The sequence below is a fragment of the Streptomyces sp. NPDC002795 genome (genome assembly GCF_042888725.1).
Lineage (GTDB): Bacteria > Actinomycetota > Actinomycetes > Streptomycetales > Streptomycetaceae > Streptomyces.
Genome location: NZ_JBIAQB010000006.1, coordinates 440,213 through 461,882 on the forward strand (window position 1 = coordinate 440,213; position 21,670 = coordinate 461,882).

The 21,670-nt window shown below is 71.4% G+C and carries 18 protein-coding genes; 10 read left to right on the forward strand and 8 right to left on the reverse strand.

Features of this window, described 5'->3' with window-relative positions; all coding sequences use genetic code 11:
- From ACFYWS_RS20840 to ACFYWS_RS20865, 6 genes are all read right to left on the reverse strand, one after another.
- Positions 1-747 (reverse strand): class I SAM-dependent methyltransferase, encoded by a 747-nt coding sequence (locus ACFYWS_RS20840; protein ID WP_389278502.1) that lies wholly within the window; start codon positions 745-747, stop codon positions 1-3.
- Positions 744-2,036 carry a condensation protein gene (locus tag ACFYWS_RS20845; protein ID WP_389278505.1) on the reverse strand — a complete coding sequence of 431 codons (1,293 nt, stop codon included), beginning with the start codon at positions 2,034-2,036 and terminating at the stop codon, positions 744-746. Before ACFYWS_RS20845 ends, ACFYWS_RS20840 begins: the two co-directional genes overlap by 4 nt.
- Positions 2,033-6,220: an alpha-(1->3)-arabinofuranosyltransferase family protein gene (locus ACFYWS_RS20850; RefSeq protein WP_389278856.1), complete on the reverse strand. Its 4,188-nt coding sequence runs from the start codon at positions 6,218-6,220 to the stop codon at positions 2,033-2,035. Before ACFYWS_RS20850 ends, ACFYWS_RS20845 begins: the two co-directional genes overlap by 4 nt.
- A 5-nt stretch (positions 6,221-6,225) precedes the next feature.
- Positions 6,226-6,984, reverse strand: coding sequence for a class I SAM-dependent methyltransferase (locus tag ACFYWS_RS20855; RefSeq protein WP_389278508.1), 759 nt, complete (start codon positions 6,982-6,984; stop codon positions 6,226-6,228).
- On the reverse strand, positions 6,981-8,132 hold the full coding sequence (locus ACFYWS_RS20860; protein ID WP_389278511.1) for a glycosyltransferase family 4 protein: 1,152 nt from the start codon (positions 8,130-8,132) through the stop codon (positions 6,981-6,983). Before ACFYWS_RS20860 ends, ACFYWS_RS20855 begins: the two co-directional genes overlap by 4 nt.
- Positions 8,133-8,313: 181 nt before the next feature.
- Complete coding sequence (locus ACFYWS_RS20865) at positions 8,314-9,324, reverse strand: DUF3068 domain-containing protein (RefSeq protein WP_389278514.1); 1,011 nt, start codon at positions 9,322-9,324, stop codon at positions 8,314-8,316.
- 382 nt (positions 9,325-9,706) lie between these two features.
- Here ACFYWS_RS20865 and ACFYWS_RS20870 point away from each other — a divergent pair, with 382 nt between their 5' ends.
- From ACFYWS_RS20870 to ACFYWS_RS20905, 8 genes are all read left to right on the forward strand, one after another.
- A complete protein-coding gene (locus ACFYWS_RS20870; protein WP_389278517.1) occupies positions 9,707-9,859 on the forward strand; it encodes a hypothetical protein in 153 nt (50 codons plus the stop codon).
- Between the two features lie 3 nt (positions 9,860-9,862).
- Complete coding sequence (locus tag ACFYWS_RS20875) at positions 9,863-11,092, forward strand: helix-turn-helix domain-containing protein (protein WP_389278520.1); 1,230 nt, start codon at positions 9,863-9,865, stop codon at positions 11,090-11,092.
- Between the two features lie 120 nt (positions 11,093-11,212).
- Entirely contained in the window at positions 11,213-11,989 is a 777-nt protein-coding gene (locus tag ACFYWS_RS20880; protein WP_389278523.1) for an IclR family transcriptional regulator, read from the forward strand.
- Positions 11,986-12,834, forward strand: a complete 849-nt coding sequence (locus tag ACFYWS_RS20885) for an SMP-30/gluconolactonase/LRE family protein (protein WP_389278526.1) — start codon at positions 11,986-11,988, stop codon at positions 12,832-12,834. Before ACFYWS_RS20880 ends, ACFYWS_RS20885 begins: the two co-directional genes overlap by 4 nt.
- Before the next feature lie 167 nt (positions 12,835-13,001).
- Positions 13,002-14,351, forward strand: coding sequence for an extracellular solute-binding protein (locus ACFYWS_RS20890; protein WP_389278529.1), 1,350 nt, complete (start codon positions 13,002-13,004; stop codon positions 14,349-14,351).
- Positions 14,348-15,289 (forward strand): carbohydrate ABC transporter permease, encoded by a 942-nt coding sequence (locus tag ACFYWS_RS20895; RefSeq protein ID WP_389278532.1) that lies wholly within the window; start codon positions 14,348-14,350, stop codon positions 15,287-15,289. The genes ACFYWS_RS20890 and ACFYWS_RS20895 overlap by 4 nt, the downstream gene beginning before the upstream one ends.
- Positions 15,286-16,149 (forward strand): carbohydrate ABC transporter permease, encoded by an 864-nt coding sequence (locus ACFYWS_RS20900; RefSeq protein ID WP_389278535.1) that lies wholly within the window; start codon positions 15,286-15,288, stop codon positions 16,147-16,149. The genes ACFYWS_RS20895 and ACFYWS_RS20900 overlap by 4 nt, the downstream gene beginning before the upstream one ends.
- A gap of 58 nt (positions 16,150-16,207) precedes the next feature.
- Positions 16,208-17,716: an alpha-N-arabinofuranosidase gene (locus tag ACFYWS_RS20905; RefSeq protein ID WP_389278538.1), complete on the forward strand. Its 1,509-nt coding sequence runs from the start codon at positions 16,208-16,210 to the stop codon at positions 17,714-17,716.
- Positions 17,717-17,797: 81 nt separating this feature from the next.
- On the opposite strand, the gene ACFYWS_RS20910 is transcribed toward ACFYWS_RS20905, so the two are convergent.
- Positions 17,798-18,718 (reverse strand): sulfite exporter TauE/SafE family protein, encoded by a 921-nt coding sequence (locus ACFYWS_RS20910; RefSeq protein WP_389278541.1) that lies wholly within the window; start codon positions 18,716-18,718, stop codon positions 17,798-17,800.
- A 132-nt stretch (positions 18,719-18,850) separates the two neighbouring features.
- Here ACFYWS_RS20910 and ACFYWS_RS20915 point away from each other — a divergent pair, with 132 nt between their 5' ends.
- Together ACFYWS_RS20915 and ACFYWS_RS20920 are read left to right on the forward strand one after the other, a co-directional pair.
- On the forward strand, positions 18,851-19,315 hold the full coding sequence (locus tag ACFYWS_RS20915) for an RrF2 family transcriptional regulator (RefSeq protein WP_389278544.1): 465 nt from the start codon (positions 18,851-18,853) through the stop codon (positions 19,313-19,315).
- A 95-nt stretch (positions 19,316-19,410) separates the two neighbouring features.
- Positions 19,411-20,415: an arabinan endo-1,5-alpha-L-arabinosidase gene (locus ACFYWS_RS20920; protein WP_389278547.1), complete on the forward strand. Its 1,005-nt coding sequence runs from the start codon at positions 19,411-19,413 to the stop codon at positions 20,413-20,415.
- 61 nt (positions 20,416-20,476) lie between these two features.
- On the opposite strand, the gene ACFYWS_RS20925 is transcribed toward ACFYWS_RS20920, so the two are convergent.
- Positions 20,477-21,649, reverse strand: a complete 1,173-nt coding sequence (locus tag ACFYWS_RS20925; protein WP_389278550.1) for an aldose epimerase family protein — start codon at positions 21,647-21,649, stop codon at positions 20,477-20,479.
- Positions 21,650-21,670 lie beyond the last annotated feature (21 nt).

The window sequence follows — 21,670 nt, forward strand, 5'->3', positions numbered from 1 at the left end:
TCACGTCCTTCGCGCGTGCAGGAGAAGGATCGAGGCGAGGGACGGGGCCGCGCAGACGAGCCGGTCGAGGGGGCGCAGCGGGCGGGGCACCCCATGGAACGGCGCCCCTGCGAGGCGTACGACATCGAAGCCCGAAGCGGCGACGAACTCCTTCAGGGCGCGCGGAGTGTAGAGGCGCAGATGGCCCACGACCTCGGTGCCGGGCCTGCCGTGGATCGCGCGCAGGCTCACCTCCGAGAAGACGGGCTGCACTCCGGCGACGAGCAGCGCCCGGTTGTACCAGGCGGCCAGGTTCGGGGTGGACAGCATCAGATGGCCGCCCGGACGCAGGACGCGGCGGATCTCGTCGAGCGCCGCGTCGGGGTCGACGAGGTGCTCGACGACCTCGGAGAGGAGGACCGCGTCGGCGGACGCGTCCGCGAACGGCAGGCCGTGGCCCGTGAGTTCGCCGCGTACGACATCGGGGACGCGGCGGGCCGCACGGCGCAGCGCGTCCTGCGACCAGTCGACGCCGATGAGGCGGTGTCCTTCGGGCCCGGGGAGGAGGCGGGCGGTGGTGGCCGCGGCCGTGCCGTCGCCGCAGCCGATGTCCAGGACGGTGGCGTGGCGGGTGCCGGACAGGGCGTCGGCGAGGATGCGGGCCTGGCGGCGGGTGCGGGGAGTGCCGGAGGCCACCGGGACCGCCGGGTTCTCGTAGAAGTCCCTCAAGTCCTTCGGCGGGGCTTCGAGTTCGGGGTGCGTGGTCATGGTGCCTCCTCCTGCGTCGCGTGGAGGTGCTGCTCGAACAGGTCGCGCAGGCGGGCCCCGTCGCCGGGGCCGAGCAGGGTGCGCGACCAGCGCAGGGCCAGGTGGAGCCGGCCCGCCGTGGACGCCGTCGTGAAGGTGAGGCCGCGCGGCATGCGGGCCGGGGCGGAGAACCAGACGGCGCGTGCGCGGCCGCCGTCGCCGAAGTCCAGCGGGTACGGGATGCGGCCGATGTTGCTGAGCAGGGTCGTCGACGTCCACGGGGCCGCCGCCGTGCGCAGGGCGCGGGTGGCGGCGGCGCGCCAGGCCACCGGGGCGTACGGGCTGGTCAACAGGGCGGCGCCGTGGCCGAGTTGGGGGCGTGGCTGGGACTTGAGGGCCGCGGTGCGGGTGGCGGTGAGGCGCAGGAGGTCGGGGGTCGGCGACCTCAACTCGGCGGGGGTCAGGGCCACTTCGACCAGGCGGGTGCCGTTGCCGATGGGCATCGTCGTGTCGCGTGGGCGGTCGTCCACCGGCATGGTGACGCGCAGGGGGCGGCGGGCGTGGTGCGTGCCGTGCTCCTCGTTCCAGTCGGCGATCGTGCGGGCCGTGGCCACCATCAGCTGGTCGTTCACCGTGTACGGGGCGCCCTTCGGGCGGCGGGGCACCGACAGTTCGGTGACCAGGAGACCGTTGCCGGGGCGGGGGTCCGGGGTGCCGGGGGAGACGCGGGCCGGGCGGGACCAGGGGGAGGGCGGGGGCTGCGGGGGGCGGGGGCTCAGGAGCGGGGGCGCGGTGGGCGGCGGGGAGTTGTCGCGGCCGGAGTAGAGCTCGGCCGCGGTGGCGATGACGCGCAGGCAGGCGGGGCCGTCGAGAGCCGTGTGGTTGATCGTGACGAACAGGACGGTGGTGCGGGTCTGTGGGTCCTCCACCGCCTCCAGGCGGATGGGTGGGGAAGCGGTGAGGGGCGGGGCGTCGGCGAGGGAGCGGGTGCGGGCCTCGTGCAGGGCGTTCGGGGTGCGGGCCGGGAAGGAGACGGGTGGGACGTCCGGGGTCGGTGTCAGTTCCCACTCGTAGCGGCTGCTGTACCAGGGGCGGGGGGCCTCGCGCATGAGGATGCGGGGGTGGTGGTGGAGGGCGTCGGTGAAGGCGCGGGTGAGGCGGGTGGGGTCGGGGCGGGCGGTGAGGTGGATCTCTATGTGGACGGTTTCGGGTTCGCGGTCCTGGAGGCAGTGGCGGGAGACCTCGTCGACGGTCGGGAAGGGGATGCGGGTGGTCCGTTTGCCGTCTGCCGGGCGGTCCAGCGTGGTCATGTCGTGGCGCCCTTCCGTGGGGGTTCGGTCGACTCGGTCGAGGTCGCGGGGCTCTGCCCCGGACCCCGCTCCTCAATCGCCGGAGGGGCTTGATTTGGCGGGCCTTGCGCTTCATGGGCCGCAGATGGCGGCGTGAACGTCGCCAGTGCCGCGAACAGGGCGATCAACGCCAGGAGTTGGGCCGCCGTGCCGTACGCGCCCGCGCCCTCCCGTACCGGCTCGCCCGCTCCCGTCGCCGCCATCACGCCCGCCGCCGTCATCGCCACGAACGCGATCGGTACCAGGAGGGCGTGGCGTTTCCAGGCGAGGAGGGCGAGGGCCGGGACCAGGGCCGCCCAGGGGCCCGCGATCACGATGCCGATGGCTGTGAGCAGGGCCGTGCCGATGATCCAGCCGGGGGGCGGCGGGGGCTCGGGGAGTGTCTGTTCCGTGTCCCGGCGGCGCCACAGGCACAGCGCGCCGAGTGCCAGGAGTGCCGCGCCGGACGCGAACAGGCCGATCTCGTACGTGCTGGCCGGCTCGTAGGAGAGCTTGACCGTGCCGCTCGCTCCGCCGGGGATCAGCCACGCCTGCTGCCAGCCGTCGAGGCGCAGCGAGGACAGCTTCTTGCCGTCGAGGGTCGCCTCCCAGCCGTCGTTGGCGTTCTCGTACATGGTCAGGTACGTCGCCTCGCCCGCGTCGACCTGCACCTCGCGGCGGTCGCCGAGCCAGTCGCGGACCGTGAGGCCGCGGACGGTGGGCGCCGCCTCCGTGGAGGCCGTCGTATTCGTGAGGGTGATGTCCGTGAGGGTGAGGGGGCCCGAGGGCGAGGTCTTCAGGGTGTGCGGGCCCGCGGGGAGGTCCAGGGCGTCGCCGCACAGCTTCACCGTGACCGGGCGGCGTTCCGTCAGCGCGCGCAGGGTGCCGCTCGCCGAGGTCCGGTGGCGGGTGCCGTCGATCGTGACGGCCGGGCCCTTGCCGCAGGGGAGGCTGAACTTCCGGTCGGGCGTGGGCTGTTGGACGCGGTAGGCGTCGAGGGTCGGGATGTAGGCCTCGGTGAGGCCCACCGGGAGTTGCAGGCGCTTGTCGGCGACCGGGTTGTGGACCTTGAGCGGGGCCGCCTTCGTGATGGTGATGTCCAGGCGGTTCGTGGTGATGGGGTCGAAGCGGGCCACTCCGTTCTCGTCGACGCCGGCCACCGCCGCGCCGTCCGGGCTGCTGATCTCGATCTTCTCGGGGCGCGTGGTGAGGCCGCCGGCCCCGGCGAGTACGAGCGTGGAGACGGGCTGCTTGTCCGGCCAGCGCAGATGGATCGTGGGGTCGTCGCCCGCGATCCAGGCCGTCGTCAGATCGCCGTCGGTGAGGTTGCGGGGTGTGGTGTTCAGGCCGAGCTCGGCCGTGGAGTCGGCGCTCGCCGTCATCTTGCGGCGCTGGTCGGGGGCCACGTCGTAGAGGAGTTCGTCGAGCGCGGACCCTGGGGCGGGCGCGGCCGTCGCCTCGAAGTCGTACGTGGACTCGCCCGTCGTCGTGAAGACGCGGTTCAGGGAGCGCTCGGTGTCGGTGAGGGTGAGGCCGCCGTCGCTCGTGGCGCGGTGGAAGGAGTACTGGTCGGCCTGCTGGGAGTCGGCCGGGAGGCGCAGCGCGCGTGTCGCCCTGACGCCGGGGACGTCGATGGACGTGAAGCCGGCGCCGGACAGGCCGGGGCGGGCGCGCTGCGTGTCGAGGATCGTCACGCGCAGCCAATTGGCCGTGCCTGTAGGGGCCCTGACCTCTTGGCGTTTGCCGTTCGGCTGGATGGCGGCCGTCGTGGAGCCCTTGTCCGTCTCGATCCGTACGCGGGTCGGGGCCGCCCGCACGTTGTCCTGCGGCAGCGGTGTCAGGTGGATGGTGGCGGGGATCCGCGTCGGCCCGGAGAAGTCGATGCGCGCCCATTCGCCCTTGGCGGAGTCGGGGGAGCCCTCCGCCCACGCCGTGTCGGGGTCCTTGTCGAAGGCGTTCACCGGGTCGAACTGGGGTAGGTGCAGCAGCCAGTTGCCGCTGGAGGACGCCGTGACCGAGCGGGCGCCCTGGATGTCGGCCGTCGTCTGATGGGCCACGCCGTCGCTCGGGAGGATCTGCTTCGGCTGCTCGCCGGGGTTCTCCGCGGCGTTCGGGCTGTTGCGTTCCTTCGGCGTGTACGGGTACGAGGTGTTGGTGTTGACCAGGCCGAAGCGGGTGTCGGCGCGGCGCAGGCCGTCGGCGGCGATCCGCAGGGCGGGGTTGCCGATGCCGGGGTGGTTGTCGCCGGTCAGGACGGCGGGGCGGTTCAGGAAGGACGGATCGGACGAGAGCCGGAGCAGGGCCTCGGGGCCGCCGCTGACCTCCGCCGTATTCCCGACCGGGAGCAGGCCCGCCTGGCCTGGCCGGTCCGCGTTGTCCCGCGGCGCGTAGATCTCGACGGCGCGGCTGCGCGGGTACAGGCCCTCGATCTGGACCGGTGTCTTCTCTGCGATGCGGCCGCCCGTGACCAGCGGGCCGAACCCGGTCACCCGCTCATAGCCCGACTCGGACAGCGTGCGCTTGACCGTGGCCGTGGGGACGTAGCCGAACTGGTCGGGGTCGAGGTCGCCGCGGACCACCACGTAGTGCAGGCCGGCCCGGCTCAAGTAGTCCTGGAGCCCGGGTACTTGGGTTCCGCTCATCAGGGCCTGTTCGACGGCGTCCATGGCGCGCCGGTTGCCGCGTGTGCCGAACGGGACGTAGTCGCGCTGCGCCCAGCGGGAGTCGGCGAGCACGTCGAGCGGCTGGTCGATGGGGGAGCCCCAGGTGTAGACGCCGTGGGCGGTCGCGGGCACGACGAGGGCGCGGGAGTCCGGCGAGTACTTCTTCAGCCAGCCGGCCGTCGTCTCCCAGTACGTGGGGAGCTTCTGGAACGCGCCCGGTTGCAGGATCGAGCCGTTGAGGTACGGCCAGGCGAGGCCCGGCACGATGAGGATCGCCGCGATCAGCGTGGCGTGGCGGCGGGCGCGCACGGGGCGGGCGCCGCGCGGGTTGGCGGCCACGCCCACGAGGTGGACGATGCCGAGCGCGAGGGCCAGTGCCAGGCCGGTCTGGAACTTGTAGACGTTGCGGAACGGGGCGAGGCCCCCGTCGAGCCACGACCGCACCGTGTCGTGGAAGGGCGCGCCGAGCGAACCCCCGTATCCCGCAAGGGTGATGAGGGCCGCCGCCATGACCGTGAGCAGCAGCCAGCGGCGCTCCGGCATGTCGCGGCGCGCCAGGCCCGCGAGACCGACCGCGGCGGCCAGCGCCGAGCAGACGATGACGACCACCGACGTCGCCACGGCCCACCCTGCGGGCAGCCAGGCGTCGCCCAGGTGCAGATACGCCACCCAGTTCCCGGAGCCGCGCAGCGTCTCCGTCGCGGACATCGTCTCCGTCGTGGTCTGCGAACTCTCCACGTACGGGAGGAAGTTCTCGCCGTGGATGCCGAGCAGGATCAGCGGGATCGTCCACCAGGCCGTCGCCAGGACCACCGAGGGGAGCCACCAGGCGATCTGGCGGCGCTTGCGGACGGACGGCGGCCGGGAGAGCAGATACAGGCCCACGGGGAGGAGGGACGCCAGCGTCGAGGACGCGTTCACACCGCCCATGAACGGGATCAGGAGCGCCGACCGGGTCGCCGAAACGCGCGCTGTCGTACGGGGGTTGGTCAGCGGAAGCAGTACCCACGGCAGGAACGCGCCCGGCAGCGCCGCCGCCGACGTCGAGCCGACGACGATCGTGAACGTCGGCCACAGCGCGTACGCCACCGAGCCGAGCAGCCTGCTGCCCGGAGTGCCGATGCCGAGGCGTTCGGCGAGGCGCAGCGCTCCCCAGAAGGCGACGGTCACGACGATCGACATCCACAGCCGCTCGGCCAGCCACACCGGGACCTGCAACAGGTCGGTCAGGCCGTAGTACGGCAGCATCGGGAACGCGTAGCCGATGTACTGGTCGGCGATCCCGCCGAAGCCGGATCTGTCGTGCCACAGCTCCCCGAGGTCACCGAGGAACTTCCAGGGGTCCTGCGAGACGCCGAGCTTCGTCTCGAACGTGGCACGCCCTGGCGCCGCCGCGCAGAACGCGACGAACAACACGGCCCAGAACGCGAACAGCCAGCGGCGCGGACGCGGGCCCGGCTCGGGGTCCGGGTGCGTCGCCGCGGCGGGTGGGGCCTGGACCATGGTCGTCACGGGGGACACCGCCGAAGGATGAGGAGGAGATTCCAGGTGGCGAACTCGCGCACGCCGGGGACCCGCGTGACCGCCTCCGCGAGGAACGGCCAGTAGCGGGAGCGCGCCGCGACGACCGACACGTCGTCGCGGGCGCGCACATGGCGCAGGGTGGGACCGATGTGGTGGGCGAAGAGGTTCTCGCCGAGGGTGTGCTTGGGCGCCCTGCCGGTACGCCGCCGGTAGCGGGCACTCGCGCGGTCGGCGCCCAGGTAGTGCCAGGGCGCCCACTCGTGACCGCCCCACGGGGACAGCCAGTTGGTGAACGCGACGTAGATCAGGCCGCCTGGCTTGGTGACCCGGACCAGCTCGCTCACGAACGTGTCGCGGTCGGCGACGTGCTCCAGGACGTTCGAGGAGAACGTGACGTCGGCCGACGCGTCGGGCAGCGGCAGCAGATAGCCGTCGGCCACCACTGTCGCCTGCGGCGGCGAGGCGCCCAACTCCCGGGTGTCCGGCTCGAACAGGACGGCCTGCGCGCCGCGCGCCCGGAACTCGCGCGTGAAGTGCCCGCTGCCGCCGCCCACGTCCACGACGACCTTCCCCGCCACCTTCCCGTACGCCTCCACCTGGTCGGCGGCGTCCCGGGCGAGCAGCGCGTAACACGTCTCGGGGTCGCGCTGCTCACGCAGGAACGCGCGGAAGAGCGCGAGCGAGCGGGCCGGTGAAGGATCCCGGAAACCGGCGCGCCCCTCGACCCCCGTCGCGGCCGTCATGGCGTCCAGCCCCGCACCGCCTCAGCCGCCACCGCGCCGAACTGCCGCACGGTGTGCGCCCATCGGTAGCCCGAGGCACGCTCCTGGGCTGCCTTGCCCATCAGCTCGCGGCGGTGCCCGGACAGGGCGAGCGTGCACCAGGCCGCCGCGAAGGCCGACTCGCCGCGTGCGAGCAGTCCGGTGGCGCCGTCCTCGACGGAGTCGCGTACGCCGGGCACGTCGAAGCCGACCGCCGGTGTGCCGCGCGCCGCCGCCTCGGTGATGACCAGGCCCCAGCCCTCGACGGCCGAGGGGTGCAGCAGCATCCAGGCCTCGCAGAGCAGACGGTGCTTCTCCGCCTCGGAGACATGGCCGGTGAACTCGACGCCCTCGCCCGCCAGTTGCCGCAGGCGTGGTGCTTCGGGGCCGTCCCCGACGATCACGAGCCGGCCGCCCGTCACGGGACGCACCCGTTCCCACAGGCGCAGCAGCAGATCGATCCGCTTGTACTCGACGAGCCGGCCCATCGCCAGAAACAGCGGGTCCGGGGAGCGGTCCGCGGTCGGGCCCGGCTCCTCGACGCCGTTCGGCACGAGGCGGATCCGGTCCTGGTCCACGCCGATGGCGTGCAGCGCGTCGGCCGTCGACGGCGAGACGGCCACGAGCAGATTGCGGCGCTGGGCGCCGGAGAGCGCCCAGTGCTCAAGTCTTCGGCCGAGGTGGGCGGCGGGCGCGAGCGGTCCGCGCAGCCGCATCCGCCACAGGTCCGTGTGGACGTGGTTGACCAGGCAGAGCGTGGGGCCGCGGTGCCACAGCGGGGCCAGGTACGGCATCCCGTTGCAGACCTCGACCAGGAGATCGCAGTCGCCGACCTGGCGGGCGAAGGCCGAGCGCGCCCGCAGATAGTGGGCGTGCTCCCCGCCGGCGGAGACGACCCGGTAGTCGCGGTAGGCCGCCGGGCCGCCGCACAGCAGCGTCACCTGGTGGCCCTGGCGGGTCAGTCCTTCGGCGAGCCGGTCGACCAGGAGCTCGGAGCCGCCCGCGGCCGGATTGCCGAGGTCGCGGTGGGCGAGGAACACGATGCGGCGCGGGTGTGGGGGGTCGTGTCGCGGATGCCGCGCGCCCGGTGGGGACGTGGCGCGCAGCGGGAGGGGCACGTGCTGGGGCATGTGTGCTCCAACTCGTCGGGCGTACGCGGGTGTTCAGGCGTACTTGGGTGTACTGGGAGGTACGGTGCCGAGGCTGTGCGGAGCTTGTGCACGGGGTGGGGAGGGACAGTTTTCGCCCCGCTGTTCGATGCGGCTACTCACCTGCGTGACAAGTTTCGGTCCGTATTCGCCTGACGTACCGTCACATCGTGGACGTTTCCAGGGTCGTCGGGGACGTATCGGGATCCGGACGCTGTGACCCTTCCGGCTCAGGACCGCCCCTCCTGCCCCGTACGACGAACACCAGACCGGCCGCCACGAGCAGCACACCCAGACCACCCGCCGTCAGCGGCAACGTCGTGCCGAGCAGCGTGAGCCGGTCGTTGTCGTCCTGGGCGAGCGCCACCTGTCCGCGCTGCGTGGCCGGGGTGAAAGCGATCTTCCGGCTGTCCAGGAGCACCGTCGCGTCCTTGTCCGCGCCGGGCGCGCGCAGCGTCTTGCGGGGGCCGACGGCCGCGTACAGGACCCGGCCCGTGCGCTGGTCGGCGACCAGCTCGACGCCGTGGTTGGCGTACCACTCCTCGGCGAGGACCTGGCTCTTCTCGGGCTGCCCCACGATCCGGCCCGGTACGAGCCGGGAGCCGGTCCTGGCGGGGGAGACGGTGCCGGTGAACCGGTAGCCCTCGTAGCCCTGCACCTTGGTCACGCCGCTGAAGCGGAGCGGGACCGTCGCGCCGAGGGTGTTGTCCCACCAGGTGTAGCCGCGCTTTTCCACGTCGAAGGGGAACTTCAGGTAGGCCTCGCCGCTGAAGGCGGGCTGCTCGCCGCAGCAGTGCACGGGAGCGTTCGTCTTGCGGTCGGTGACCCAGCGCTCCAGGGTCCACTGGAGCGCGTCGTGCGGATCGGCCGCCGGAAGTGTCTTCGCGGTGTCGACGGACGTCGTCACGTCCCAGACCGCCCGGCCGCTGCGGTCGCTCTCGGCCACGTCGCCGCGGGCCTGCCGGGTGATGGTGAGCTTGCGATCGCGCACGGTTCTGATCTTCGCGGTGTCGAAATAGTCGCCGGTTCCGGTGAACACGGTCGTCGTGTCGACGTCGATGGGATTGCGCTCGGCGCGCGGCTCCACGTACCAGGCGAGGAGCCCCGCCAGGACGATCAGGAAGGTGCCGAGACCTGTTGCTACCAGTGACGATGGTGAGGCTGTACGGCGCATCCGGCACTCCTGGGAGGAAGGGCATCCGCGTTCTGTTCGCGGTCGGCCGGTGAGGACCCTTCTGACGGATCAGGCTGGGGCGGGTGGCTGGTCATGTGCGGTGCGGGCGAGCGGGGTCTGGTGCGTGCAGGTGCAAGGCGGAGGAGGGCGTCAACGCGGAGCGTTGGCAACCGACGACAACGCCGCAGATGGGCGTGCCAGGGCCCGCGACTCCAGCAGGATCCGTCAGAAGGGTCCTTTGGGCCGGGAACCGTAGACGCACCCTTGACGAAGTGTCAACGTCCTGCGGAGACTGTGGACTTGAGGCGGACGGCTTGCCGTACGTCGCGATCGCACGGGTGGGGAACAACCTCGGGAACACCGACGAGAGGCTGACCCTGCGATGAACCGACTGCTCGCCGCCGCGTTCTCCGCGGCCACGGGAGCCGCGCTCGCCCTCGCGGCCGCCTTCGGCGTGCTCGCGCTGATCAACGCGGTACCGGACCAGCCCAACACCCCCCTGGTGACCTACGAGACGCCCGGCCAAGGGCGCTGACCCGTGCCGGCCACCGCTCGCTCCGCGTGGTGCGACGTGCCACGGCTCCAGGCCAAACAGTTCGTGGCGCTCGCCCTCGACGAGGCGCCCCGGCTCGCCCGGGACATCCTCGACGAGATCCACCGGGAATTCCCCCAACTGCCCGTCGTGCTCGACGAGTCGGGTGAGGCGGTAGCCCTCGTCGGCATCCGCCGCGCCGTCGAGGACTTCGTGCGCGGCTTCGCCGACGGGGCCGCGGACGGCCTCCTGGAGGGCCAGGCCCCGGCCCTCTTCCAGGAGTTCGGGCGCGGCCAGTCCCTGCACGGCCGCACCCTCGACTCGCTCCAGGCGATGTACCGGCTCGGCGTGAAGATGGCCTGGCGCCGCCTCGCCGACATCGGACAGCGCCTGCACATCCCGCCCCCGGCGATGTACGAACTCGCGGAGGCCGGCTACGAGTACCTCGACGGCCTCGTCGACCAGTCGGTCCGCGGCTACGCCGAGGCCGCCGCCCGGCAGGCCGGTGAGCGGCTGCGCCAGCAGCGCAAGCTGATGGACCTGATGCTCGAAGGCCGGACCGGGGTACCCCGCGACCCCGTGCAGGCACTCACCGAACGCGCGGCGCGCGTCGGCTGGCAGGTGCCCGCCCACGTCGCCGTCGGCGTGCTGCTCCGGCCGGCCCGCGACGCGGTCGCCCCCGCCGTCGGGTCCGATGTCCTCCTCGACATGGAGCCGGAGCGGCCCCGGCTCGTCCTGTCCGAGCCCGACGCCGCGGGCCGCGCCGATCTGCTGCGTCGCGCCCTGTCCGGCTGGACCGGGGCGATCGGCCCGCCCGTCCCGCCCGCCGACGCCGCGAAATCGCTGCGCTGGGCCGAGGCCGCGGTCGGCCTCATGGAGCGCGGACTGCTGCCCGACGCCGAAGTGGTGCAGTGCACCCAGCACACCCAGGCCCTCGTCCTGCTCCAGCCCGAGGAACTCGTCGACGATCTCGCGCGGCGCGCCCTCGAACCCCTCACCCGCTGCGGGCCCACGCACGCCCGGCGGCTCGCCGAGACCCTGCTCGCCTGGCTGGAGACCCGCGGCGGCGCCCCCGAGGTCGCGGCCCGGCTCGGCGTCCACCCGCAGACCGTCCGCTACCGGCTGCGCCAGATCCGCGAGCTGTGGGGCGACGAGGTCGACGACCCGGACCGCCGCTTCGAGCTGGAACTGGTGCTGCGGGCCCGGCGTCTTCGCGGGGAACTCGGGCCCGTATAGAGAGTACGAACCGTGCACAGGGCATCGGACCACCCATTGCCCGGCCAACGCCCCTGTGCTTAGCCTATGTTCGCGATACCGACCGTCTGTTGAAATACCGAACATAGGGAGGGGTCGGTTGTGGGACGTCTCGTACCAGCCGTGACCCGCGCTCTGGACATCCTGGAGCTGTTCCTGGACGGGGACGGCACGCTGTCCGCCCCCGACATCGTCCGCAAGCTACAGCTCCCGCGGACCACGGTCCACGAACTGGTCACCACGCTCGCCGCCCGCCAGTACATCGTGCAGGTCCCGGGGCAGCCGGGCCGCTACCGCCTCGGTGTGCGTCCCTACCAGCTCGGCAGCCGGTACGCCGAGCAGCTCGACCTCGCCGCCGAGGGGCAGCACGTCGCCCGGGACGTCGCGGAGACCTGCGACGAGACCGTCCACGTGGCGATCCTGGAGGGCGCCGACGTCATCTACATCGCGAAGGTCGACTCCACGCACGCCGTGCGGATGGTGTCCGCCGCGGGCCGCCGCCTCCCCGCGCACTGCACGTCGGTCGGCAAGATGCTGCTCGCCTCGCTGCCCGAGGCCGAGCTGACCGCGCGGATCCCGGACGACGCGGACCTCGTCGCCATGACCGCGAACTCGATCACCGACCCGGCGGCCCTGCGCGCGCACCTGGACGGGGTGCGCGAGCGCGGCATCGCCATAGAGAGCCGCGAGTCGAACACGGACGTGTCGTGCGTCGCCGCGCCCGTGCGCGACCGCACCAACCGGGTCGTCGCCGCGCTCTCCATCTCCGTACCGATGATCCGGTGGAGCGACGCGCGCGAGGACGAGCTGGCGGGGCTCGCCGCGAAGGGCGCCGCCGACCTCTCCGAGCGCCTCGGCCACCGGGGGGTGACCCGATGACGCGCCGCGTCGAGGAGGCCGTGCGGGCCTCGGCGGAGCTGGGCGAGGGCCCGACCTGGGACCCGGCCACCGGCCGCGTGATCTGGGTGGACATCCTGAACTCCCGCGTACACACCTACGAGCCGGGCAGCGGCCGCCGCACCGTCCTCGCCACCGAACAGCACGTGGGCGCCGCCAAACCGCGCGCCGGTGGCGGCCTGGTCGTCAACCTCCGTGACGGCGTGGGAAGTTACACCGCGGACGGGGCCTTCGCGTGGCTGCACCGCGAGCCCGTCCCCGGCCGCCGCGGCAACGACGCGGCGGTGGCCCCCGACGGCGCGCTGTGGGCGGGTTCCATGACGTACGACGAGACGCCCGGCGGCGGCAACCTGATCCGCGTCGCACCCGACGGCACGGCGGTCGAGGTCCTCGACGACGTCACGATCTCCAACGGCACCGGCTGGAGCCCCGACGGCACGCGCATGTACTACGTCGACACACCGACGGGCCGCATCGACGTCTTCGACGTACACGGTGAACAGATAGCGAACAGGCGTCAGTTGGCGACCGTCGAGCCCGGCGCCGGCTCTCCCGACGGCCTCACCGTCGACGCGGACGGCTGCGTGTGGGTCGCCCTGTGGGACGGGGCCGCCGTCCGCCGCTATACGCCCGAGGGGAAGCTCGACCGGGTGCTCCCGCTGCCGGTGAACCGTCCCACGGCCTGCGCCTTCGGTGGCGCGGATCTGGGGGACCTGTACGTCACGTCGGCGCGGGTCGGCCTCGACCGGCCGGAGCCGCTCGCGGGGTCGCTGCTTGTGGTGCCGGGGATCGGCCGGGGCCTGGCCCAAGCGGCCTTCGGGGGCTGAGAGTTCGGTGCCCTCTTGCGGGGCGCGCGGCATTCGGGCCGTGCGCCCCGCACTCTTTTTTCCCGCGATTCCCGCGCGACCCATTGACGCGGAAGCGCTTCGATTTTACGGTCCCGTTCGAAGTTACGAGCGTCATTCGAAATCTCGGACAAAGGGAGGGGCCGGTTGTGGGACGACCTGGCCTGAACCGCAGGCAACTCCTCGCCGGAGTCAGCGGGTTGACGGTGGCCGGCAGCATGGGGTTCGCGGCCCTGGGCACGGGCGCCGACGCGCTCGTCTCGGGGGCGGACGCCCGGGTGCGCTACTGGAACCTCTTCAGCGGCGGCGACGGGTACAACATGATCTCGATGCTGAACGACTTCCGTCGGGGGCATCCGGACATCGACGTGAAGGACTCCACGCTCCAGTGGGGCAATCCGTACTACTCCAAGCTCGCGATGACCGCCTCGGGCGACCGCGCCCCCGACCTCGCCGTGATGCACCTCGGCAGGATCCCCGGCTTCGCGCCCGGCACCCTCCTCGACGCCTGGGACGTCGGACTGCTCGCCAAGTACGGCGTGCGGGAAGAGGACTTCAACCCGGTCCTGTGGAAGCGCGCGACGGTCGACGGCAAGCTCTACGGCCTGCCGCTCGACATCCACGTACAGCTCTGCTTCTACCGCAAGGACGTGCTGAAGAAGGCGGGGCTGCTCGACGCCGACGGACGGATGGTCCCCGTCACCTCCACCGACGAGTGGTTCGACGTGCTGAAGGAGGCCAAGAAGGCGGCCAGGAAGGGCGTGCAGACCCTCGGCCTGAACGCCGAGGACATGAACATCCAGTGGTGGATGTTCGTCGCCTTCTACTCCCAGCTCGGCGGCACCTGGTTCAACGCCGACCGCACCGAGGTCACCTTCGACACCGACAAGGCCACTCAGGTCCTGGAGTTCCTGCGCAGGCACGTCACCGACGGCTACTCCGTCGAGGGCGCCATCGGCGCCGAACAGTTCGTCAACGGCGCCCCGTTCACCTGGGAGGGCAACTGGTCGGTGCCCGTCTTCGACTCCGCGAAGGTGTCGTACGGGGCGACGCCACTGCCACCGGTCTTCGGCAAGGAAGCCACCCACGCCGAGTCCCACGCCTTCGTCCTGCCGCACCAGGCGGAGCGCGGCGGCGCCGCCAACGAGGGCGCCCACCAGCTGGCCGCGTACGTCGTCAAGCACGCCCGGAAGTGGGCGCTCGGCGGCCACATCCCCGCGTACACACCGACTTTGTCCTCGGCCGCGTACCGGAAGATGGAACCGCAGAGCGAGTACGTGTCCGCGATGAACCACATGGCGACCGAGCCGAAGGCGTGGTTCGCCGGCTCCACCGGACTGCTCGGACAGCGCACCGGGCCGATCGTGATGTCCGCGTCGGCCGGCTCCGCGTCCCCCGAGGCCGCGGCCCGCCGCCTCAACGGCGCCCTCACCCAGCTCCTCGCCTCGAAGAACCCGATGGACGGCAAGACCGCCGCCCAGGGAGGTGCGGTCTCATGACGACGACCACCCCGCAGACCGTCATCGCCCCGGCGGCAGCGAAGGCCGCCACCGGGACCGCCACCGTCCGCCGCAAGCAGGGCTTCCAGCACGGCGGCTGGTTCGTGGCGCCGTTCCTGGTGCTGTTCGGTCTCTTCGTGATCTGGCCGGTGGTGCGCGGCCTGTACCTCTCGTTCACCGACGCCAACATCTCCGGCAAGGGCGCGAGCTTCATCGGCCTCGACAACTACCGCGAGGCCCTCCGGGACGACCTGCTGTGGAGCTCGCTCGGCCACAGCGCGTACTTCACGCTCCTGGTCGTGCCCTGCATCACCGTCATGGCGTTCCTGCTCGCGATGCTGGCCCACCACATCGAGCGCGGGAAGTGGCTGTGGCGGCTCTGCTTCTTCCTGCCGTTCCTGCTGCCCTCGACCGTCGCGGGCAATCTGTGGGAGTGGCTGTTCAACCCCACCGCGGGCATGGTCAACCACGTCTTCGGCCTGAACACGGCGTGGCTCGCCGACTCGTCGTACGCGATGCTCGCCGTCGTCATCTGCACGCTGTGGTGGACGGCCGGCTTCAGCTTCCTGCTCTACCTCGCCGCCCTCCAGGGCATCCCGGCGCACCTCTACGAGGCCGCCAAGCTGGACGGCGCGAACGCCTGGCACCGGATGGTCCACATCACGCTTCCGATGCTGCGCAACATCACCGGACTCGTCATTGCGCTCCAGATCCTGGCCTCGCTCCAGGTCTTCGACCAGGCCGTCGTGATGTTCGACTTCGAGCCCGGCCCCGAGGGCGCCACGCGCACGTACGTGCAGTTCACCCTCGAAGAGGGCTTCACCGCCTACCGCGTGGGCTACGCCTCCGCCGCCTCCATCATCTTCTTCGTGATCATCGCGTCCGTCGCCCTCGCGCGGATGTGGCTGCTGCGCAACCGTGAGGAGGGCGCTCGATGACCACCACCGCCCCGCAGATCCGCGTCAAGACCCGCCGTGGCTGGACCCCGAGCCAGATCGTGCTCACCGCCCTCGGCGTGGCCGTGTCCGCGGTGTTCCTCTCGCCCCTGGCCTGGGCCCTGTTCACGTCCCTCAAGTCGGAGACGGAGGCGGTCGCCTCACCGACGCACTGGCTGCCCGAGAACTGGACCGGGCAGGCCTGGTCCGCCATCTTCGAGACCGGCAACATCACCAACTGGTTCGTCAACTCCGTGGTCGTGTCCGTGTGCGTCACGGCGGTCGTGGTGATGACCAGCGCGCTCGCCGGATACGGGTTCGCGCGTACGGAGTTCAGGGGCAAGGGCGCCCTGATGGGCCTGGTCATGGCGGGCCTGATGGTGTCCCCCGCAGTCCTCGGGGTCCCCCTCTTCACCACGGTCCAGCAGATGGGGATGGTCGACACGTACTGGGGCATGATCCTGCCGCAGTGCGCGCACGCGTCGATGGTCTACATCCTCTACAAGTTCTTCCAGGGCATCCCGCGCGAACTGGAGGAGGCCGCGTCCATCGACGGCGCGGGCCGCTGGCGGATTTTCTTCACCGTCATCCTGCCGCTGTCGCGCCCCTCGCTCGCCGCGGTCGGCATCTTCACCTTCATCAGCTCGTGGAACAACTTCCTGTGGCCGTACATGGTCACCCACAACCCCGATCTGATGACGATGCCCAACGGCATCGCCACGATCATGAACTCCTACGGCATCCAGTGGGCCCAGCTGATGGCCGGCGGCCTGATGGCGGGCCTGCCGCTGATCATCGTCTTCATCTTCTTCCAACGGCAGATCGTGGCGGGCGTGGCCCACACGGGCCTCGCCGGCCAGTGACCTCCTCCGCCGGCCCACCCAGCCCACCCGGCCCACCCGGCCCATCGAAAGGAACACCTTGCGCACCGCACGCTTCACCCTCGACCCCGCCTTCACCGTCGCCCAGGTCAACCCCCGGCTCTTCGGCTCGTTCGTGGAGCACCTCGGCCGCTGCGTCTACACCGGCATCTACGAGCCGGGCCACGAGCACGCGGACGAGGCGGGCCTGCGCACCGATGTACTCGACCTGGTACGGGAGTTGGGGGTCACGACCATCCGCTACCCCGGCGGCAACTTCGTCTCCGGCTACAAGTGGGAGGACTCCGTCGGCCCCGTCGAGGACCGCCCGGCCCGCCTCGACCTGGCCTGGCGCACCACGGAGTCGAACCGTTTCGGCCTGTCCGAGTACATCGCGTTCCTGCGCAAGCTCGGCCCGCAGGCCGAGCCGATGATGGCGCTCAACCTGGGCACCCGCGGCGTCGCCGAGGCGATAGAACTCCAGGAGTACGCCAACCACCCGCAGGGCACGGCCCTCTCGAACCTCCGCATCGCCCACGGCGACAAGGACCCCTTCGGCATCCGCCTGTGGTGCCTCGGCAACGAGCTGGACGGCCCCTGGCAGACCGGGCACAAGACGGCCGAGGAGTACGGCCGGATCGCCGCCGAGACGGCCCGCGCCATGCGCCAGATCGACCCGGACGTGGAACTGGTCGCCTGCGGCAGCTCGAGCCAGGCGATGGAGACCTTCGCCGACTGGGAGGCGAAGGTCCTCGCCGAGACCTACGACCTGGTCGACCACATCTCGCTGCACGCCTACTACCAGGAGCACGACGGCGACCGGGACTCGTTCCTCGCCTCGGCGGTCGACATGGAGTCGTTCATCGAGAACGTCGTCGCGACCTGCGACCACGTCGGCGCGCGCCTCAAGTCGTCGAAGAAGATCAACCTCTCCTTCGACGAGTGGAACGTCTGGTACCAGTCGCGCTCCCAGGCCGAGGTCGCGGCCCTCGACTGGCCCGAGGCCCCGCGCCTCCTTGAGGACGTCTACACGGTGACGGACGCCGTCGTCTTCGGCTCGCTCCTCATCGCGCTGCTGCGCCACGCGGACCGCGTGACGGTGGCGTGCCTCGCCCAGCTGGTCAACGTCATTGCCCCGATCATGACCGAGCCGGGCGGCCCCGCCTGGCGGCAGACGACGTTCTACCCGTTCGCGGCAGCCTCGACGTACGGCCGCGGCGAGGTCCTCGACGTCCGTGTCTCGGGCCCCACGTACGACACGCGGCGCCACGGCACGGCCGACCTCCTGCACGCCACGGCGGTCCGCGCCGAGGACGGCACGCTCACCGTCTTCGCGGTGAACCGCAGCCAGACGGAATCGCTGCCGCTCGAAGTGGCCCTGAACGGGCTGGACCTGGACCACGTGATCGAGCACAGCACGCTCTCCGACACCGACCCGGACGCCCGCAACACGCTCACCGACCCGGAACGGGTGACGCCGCACCCAGCAACGTCGCCCACATCACTGGAGCACGGCACCCTCAAGGCGGCCCTCGCCCCCCTGTCATGGAACGTGATCCGGCTGGCCTGACCGCAAGAACCGGGACTGTGACGTGGAACCACGGAAATATCGTGGTTCCACGTCACAGTCCCCACTCGCGCCCTACGCGCCCTACACCCTGGAGCCCACCTTCGGCTCGGGCGCGGGCGACGAACCCGCCACCACCAGCGAGCGCCGCCGCCCCCGCACCGTGACCGTCACGCCGACCGCCGCGAACGCCGCGCACACCAGCAGCAGCGGCACCCCCGACACGCCCCACATCGCCAGGCCCGAGCCCGCGAGGAGTGTCACCAGGGCCCAGCGCAGGGCCGGGCCCGAGAGGCGGGTGGAGAGCAGGGCGCCGCCCACCACGCCAGGGATCGCGCCGATCAGCAGCGTGCCCGCCATGCCGAACGCGACGTCGCCGAAGATCACGTGGCCGAGGGCCGCCGCCCCGACGACCGGGATGGCCTGTACGAGGTCCGTGCCGACCAGGTGGTTCGCCTTCAGCCGCGGGTGCGCCAGCATCAGCATCACGATGATCAGCGAGCCGGAGCCGACGGACGTCATGCCGACGATGAAGCCGCCGATCAGGCCGATGGCGAGGGTGGCGAGCGGGCGGACCGCCACGTGTGCGTCCTCCGCCTCCTCCGAGCCCGTGCCGCGTCGCGCGTCCAGCCACATGCGGGCCAGCATGCCGACGACCGCGAGGACGAGCGCGCCACCGATGACGTACTTCACGCGCTCCTGGAGCTGCTCTCCGTCACCGAGCAACCCCAGGCAGAGCGCGCCGAGGACCGCCGCGGGCATCGCCGTCGGCAGCAGCCAGCGCACGATGTCCCAGCGCACGGTGCCCGCCCGCTGGTGCACCGCCGCCCCGAACGGCTTCATGAACACCGAGGTCGCGAGGTCGCTGCCGATCGCGGCGGTCGGATTGACGCCGAACAGCATCACCATGATCGGCGTCATCAGCGCGCCGCCGCCCATGCCGGTGAGGCCTACCGCCACACCGACGAGCGCGCCCGCGACGACTATCGCCCAGGAGAAGTCCATGCCGGCGACTGTACGCACCATCCCTATGGGAAAGGTAGGGATGGTGCGTGCGTCCCAGATGCTGGAAGGGTGCGAGGGGATCAGGGGTGGTCCACCGCACCGTGCGCCGCGAACGTCCACCACAATGTGCCCATGAGGATCTCCGCCCGAGCCGACTACGCCGTACGCGCCTGCCTGGAAATCACCGTTCATGCCGAAGGGGACGGCGTGCCCATCAAGGCCGAGGCCGTCGCCGCGGCGCAGGAGATTCCGCACAAGTTCCTGGAGGGGATCCTCAGCGATCTGCGGCGCGGCTGCATCGTCGTGAGCAAGCGGGGCGGGAATGGGGGGTATCTACTGGCCCGGCCGGCCGGCGAGATCACCGTCGCCGACGTCGTGCGGGCGGTCGAGGGACCCATCGTCTCGGTGCGTGGTGAGCGGCCGAACGCGCTCAGTTACACCGGTCCCGCCGAACCGCTGCTCCCGCTGTGGGTGGCGCTGCGGGCCAACGTGCGCAAGATCCTGGAGGGCGTCACGCTCGCCGACCTCGCGCACGACCGGCTGCCGGACCCGGTGAAGGAGCTGGCCGAGGACCCGGCCGCCTGGCGCAACCCCTGAGGCTCAGCCACCAGGCGCAGGACGTCCGGTTGGGGTCGCACCACGAGGCGCGCGTGACGCGGCAACCCGCGCGGCGCCCGCGGCGACTCACCGGTATGAAGCCATTCCCCCGCCGCCACGCCCTGCGCAAGCGCCGTCTGCTCCCGGTGCTCGCCGCCGCCGTGGCCGCCGCGACCGCCTACGCCCTCGTCCCTGGCAGCGCCCACGCCGCCTACCCCGGCTCGGGCGTGCTCACCGGAGACGTCTCGGTGCACGACCCGTCGATGATCAAGACGTCGAGCGGCTACGTCGTCTACTCCACGCACAACGGCGTCGAGGCCCGCACCTCCACCGACCGCACGGCCTTCAAGCGCGCGGGCGCCGCCTTCACGACGCTTCCGTCGTGGTGGTCGACGTACAACCCCGACAAGGACGTGTGGGCACCGGACGTCTCGTACCACGGCGGGAAGTACCTGATGTACTACTCCGTCTCGACCTTCGGCTCGACGCACTCCGCGATCGGCTTCGCGTCCTCGCCGAGCGGGCAGCCGGGCAGCTGGACCGACCACGGCGTCGTGCATGCCACGACCACGTCGTCCGGCTACAACGCCATCGACCCGAACCTCTTCGTGGACGGCGACGGCAAGTGGTGGCTGGCGTTCGGGAGTTGGTCCTCCGGCATCAAGATGATCAGGCTCGACCCGTCGACCGGCAAGCAGTACGCCGCCGACAAGGCCGTCCGCTCGCTGGCCGCGCGGCCGACCGGGACCAAGGCCGTCGAGGGCCCCGCGGTCGTCAAGCACGGCGCGTACTACTACCTCTTCGCCTCGTACGACACCTGCTGCGCCGGCACCTCGTCCACGTACAAGATCAAGGTGGGCAGGGCGAGTTCACCCACGGGGCCCTACGTCGACAAGAACGGCGTACGGATGACGGAGAACGGCGGTACCGAGGTGCTCGCCACGCACGGCAAGTACGTCGGGCCCGGCGGTCAGTCCGTGCTGTCGGACTCCGACGGCGATCTGCTCGTCTATCACTACTACGACGGCACGGACGGCGGGGCGCCCAAGATGGGCGTCAACCTCCTGAACTGGGGGAGTGGCTGGCCGGTCGCCTACTGAACCGGGACGCGCGAACGGCCGGGACCCCGCGGGGTCCCGGCCGTTCGAGTGCGCAGTGTCGTCAGGCGCCGAAGGAGTGCACCGTCGTCGTCCGGTACGTCTCGCCCGGACGCAGCACCGTCGAAGGGAACGACGGCTGGTTCGGCGAGTCCGGGAAGTGCTGGGTCTCCAGGGCCAGGCCGTCGCCCTGCCGGTAGGTGCGCCCCGACTGGCCGACGAGCGTGCCGTCGAGGAAGTTGCCGGAGTAGAACTGGAGGCCCGGCTGGTCCGTGGCGATCTTCAGGGTGCGGCCGGAGGCCGGGTCGCGCAGCGTCGCGACGAGGACGGGTTTCGCCGTGATGCCCTTGTCCATGACCCAGTTGTGGTCGAAGCCCTTCGCGGTGATCAGCTGCGGGTGGTCCGTGCGGATGTCGCGGCCGATGGGCTTCGCCTTGCGGAAGTCGAACGGGGTGCCCGCGACCTTCGCCAGCTCACCGGTCGGGATGAGGCCCGCGTCGGTGGGCGTGTAGCGGGAGGCGGCCAGCGACAGCTCGTGGTCGTAGATCGTGCCGCTGCCCTCGCCCGCGAGGTTGAAGTACGTGTGGTTGGTGAGGTTCACGACGGTCGGCTTGTCGGTGGTGGCCTTGTAGTCGACGCGCCAGTCGCCGCGCGCCGTCAGTGTGTACGTGACCGTCGTCTTCAGCGTGCCGGGGTAGCCCATCTCGCCGTCGACGGACGTGTAGTGCATGTGCAGGCCGACGTCGGAGCCGGAGGTGAAGGGCTCGATGTCCCACACCCGCGTGTTGAAGCCCTTGGCGCCGCCGTGCAGGGAGTTCTCGCCGTCGTTGACCGAGACCTGGTAGGCCTTGCCGTCGAGGGTGAACTTGCCCTTGGCGATGCGGTTGCCGTAGCGGCCGATGGTGGCGCCGAAGAACGTGTCGCCCGCCACGTACTCCTCGACGGTGTCGTAGCCGAGGGAGACGTTCACGTACTTGCCGTGCCGGTCGGGGAGTTCGAGCGACTGGACGATGCCGCCGTAGTTCAGGACCTTCAGGCGCGTGCCGCCGTTCTCCAGCGACCAGCGGTAGATCTTCGTGCCGTCGGCGAGCCTGCCGAACAGCTCCTTCACGGGCTTACCTCTTCCGGCGGTCGTTCCCGAGGCGGCTCCCGACGCGTGCGCCGTACCGCCGAGCGTGGTGGCTGCGACACCGGCCGCCGCGGCGGAGGCCATGACCGTACGTCTGCTCAGTTCCATCTGTGCGGCTCCTGAGGTGAG

Bases quoted from the DNA above. Each gene is read 5' to 3' on its own strand.
- ACFYWS_RS20920 (WP_389278547.1), top strand. From the start codon at position 19,411: ATGAAGCCATTCCCCCGCCGCCACGCCCTGCGCAAGCGCCGTCTGCTC.
- ACFYWS_RS20845 (WP_389278505.1), bottom strand. From the start codon at position 2,036: ATGACCACGCTGGACCGCCCGGCAGACGGCAAACGGACCACCCGCATC.
- ACFYWS_RS20865 (WP_389278514.1), bottom strand. From the start codon at position 9,324: ATGCGCCGTACAGCCTCACCATCGTCACTGGTAGCAACAGGTCTCGGC.
- ACFYWS_RS20870 (WP_389278517.1), top strand. From the start codon at position 9,707: ATGAACCGACTGCTCGCCGCCGCGTTCTCCGCGGCCACGGGAGCCGCG.
- ACFYWS_RS20860 (WP_389278511.1), bottom strand. From the start codon at position 8,132: ATGCCCCAGCACGTGCCCCTCCCGCTGCGCGCCACGTCCCCACCGGGC.
- ACFYWS_RS20900 (WP_389278535.1), top strand. From the start codon at position 15,286: ATGACCACCACCGCCCCGCAGATCCGCGTCAAGACCCGCCGTGGCTGG.
- ACFYWS_RS20855 (WP_389278508.1), bottom strand. From the start codon at position 6,984: ATGACGGCCGCGACGGGGGTCGAGGGGCGCGCCGGTTTCCGGGATCCT.
- ACFYWS_RS20885 (WP_389278526.1), top strand. From the start codon at position 11,986: ATGACGCGCCGCGTCGAGGAGGCCGTGCGGGCCTCGGCGGAGCTGGGC.
- ACFYWS_RS20925 (WP_389278550.1), bottom strand. From the start codon at position 21,649: ATGGAACTGAGCAGACGTACGGTCATGGCCTCCGCCGCGGCGGCCGGT.
- ACFYWS_RS20910 (WP_389278541.1), bottom strand. From the start codon at position 18,718: ATGGACTTCTCCTGGGCGATAGTCGTCGCGGGCGCGCTCGTCGGTGTG.
- ACFYWS_RS20895 (WP_389278532.1), top strand. From the start codon at position 14,348: ATGACGACGACCACCCCGCAGACCGTCATCGCCCCGGCGGCAGCGAAG.
- ACFYWS_RS20840 (WP_389278502.1), bottom strand. From the start codon at position 747: ATGACCACGCACCCCGAACTCGAAGCCCCGCCGAAGGACTTGAGGGAC.
- ACFYWS_RS20850 (WP_389278856.1), bottom strand. From the start codon at position 6,220: ATGGTCCAGGCCCCACCCGCCGCGGCGACGCACCCGGACCCCGAGCCG.
- ACFYWS_RS20915 (WP_389278544.1), top strand. From the start codon at position 18,851: ATGAGGATCTCCGCCCGAGCCGACTACGCCGTACGCGCCTGCCTGGAA.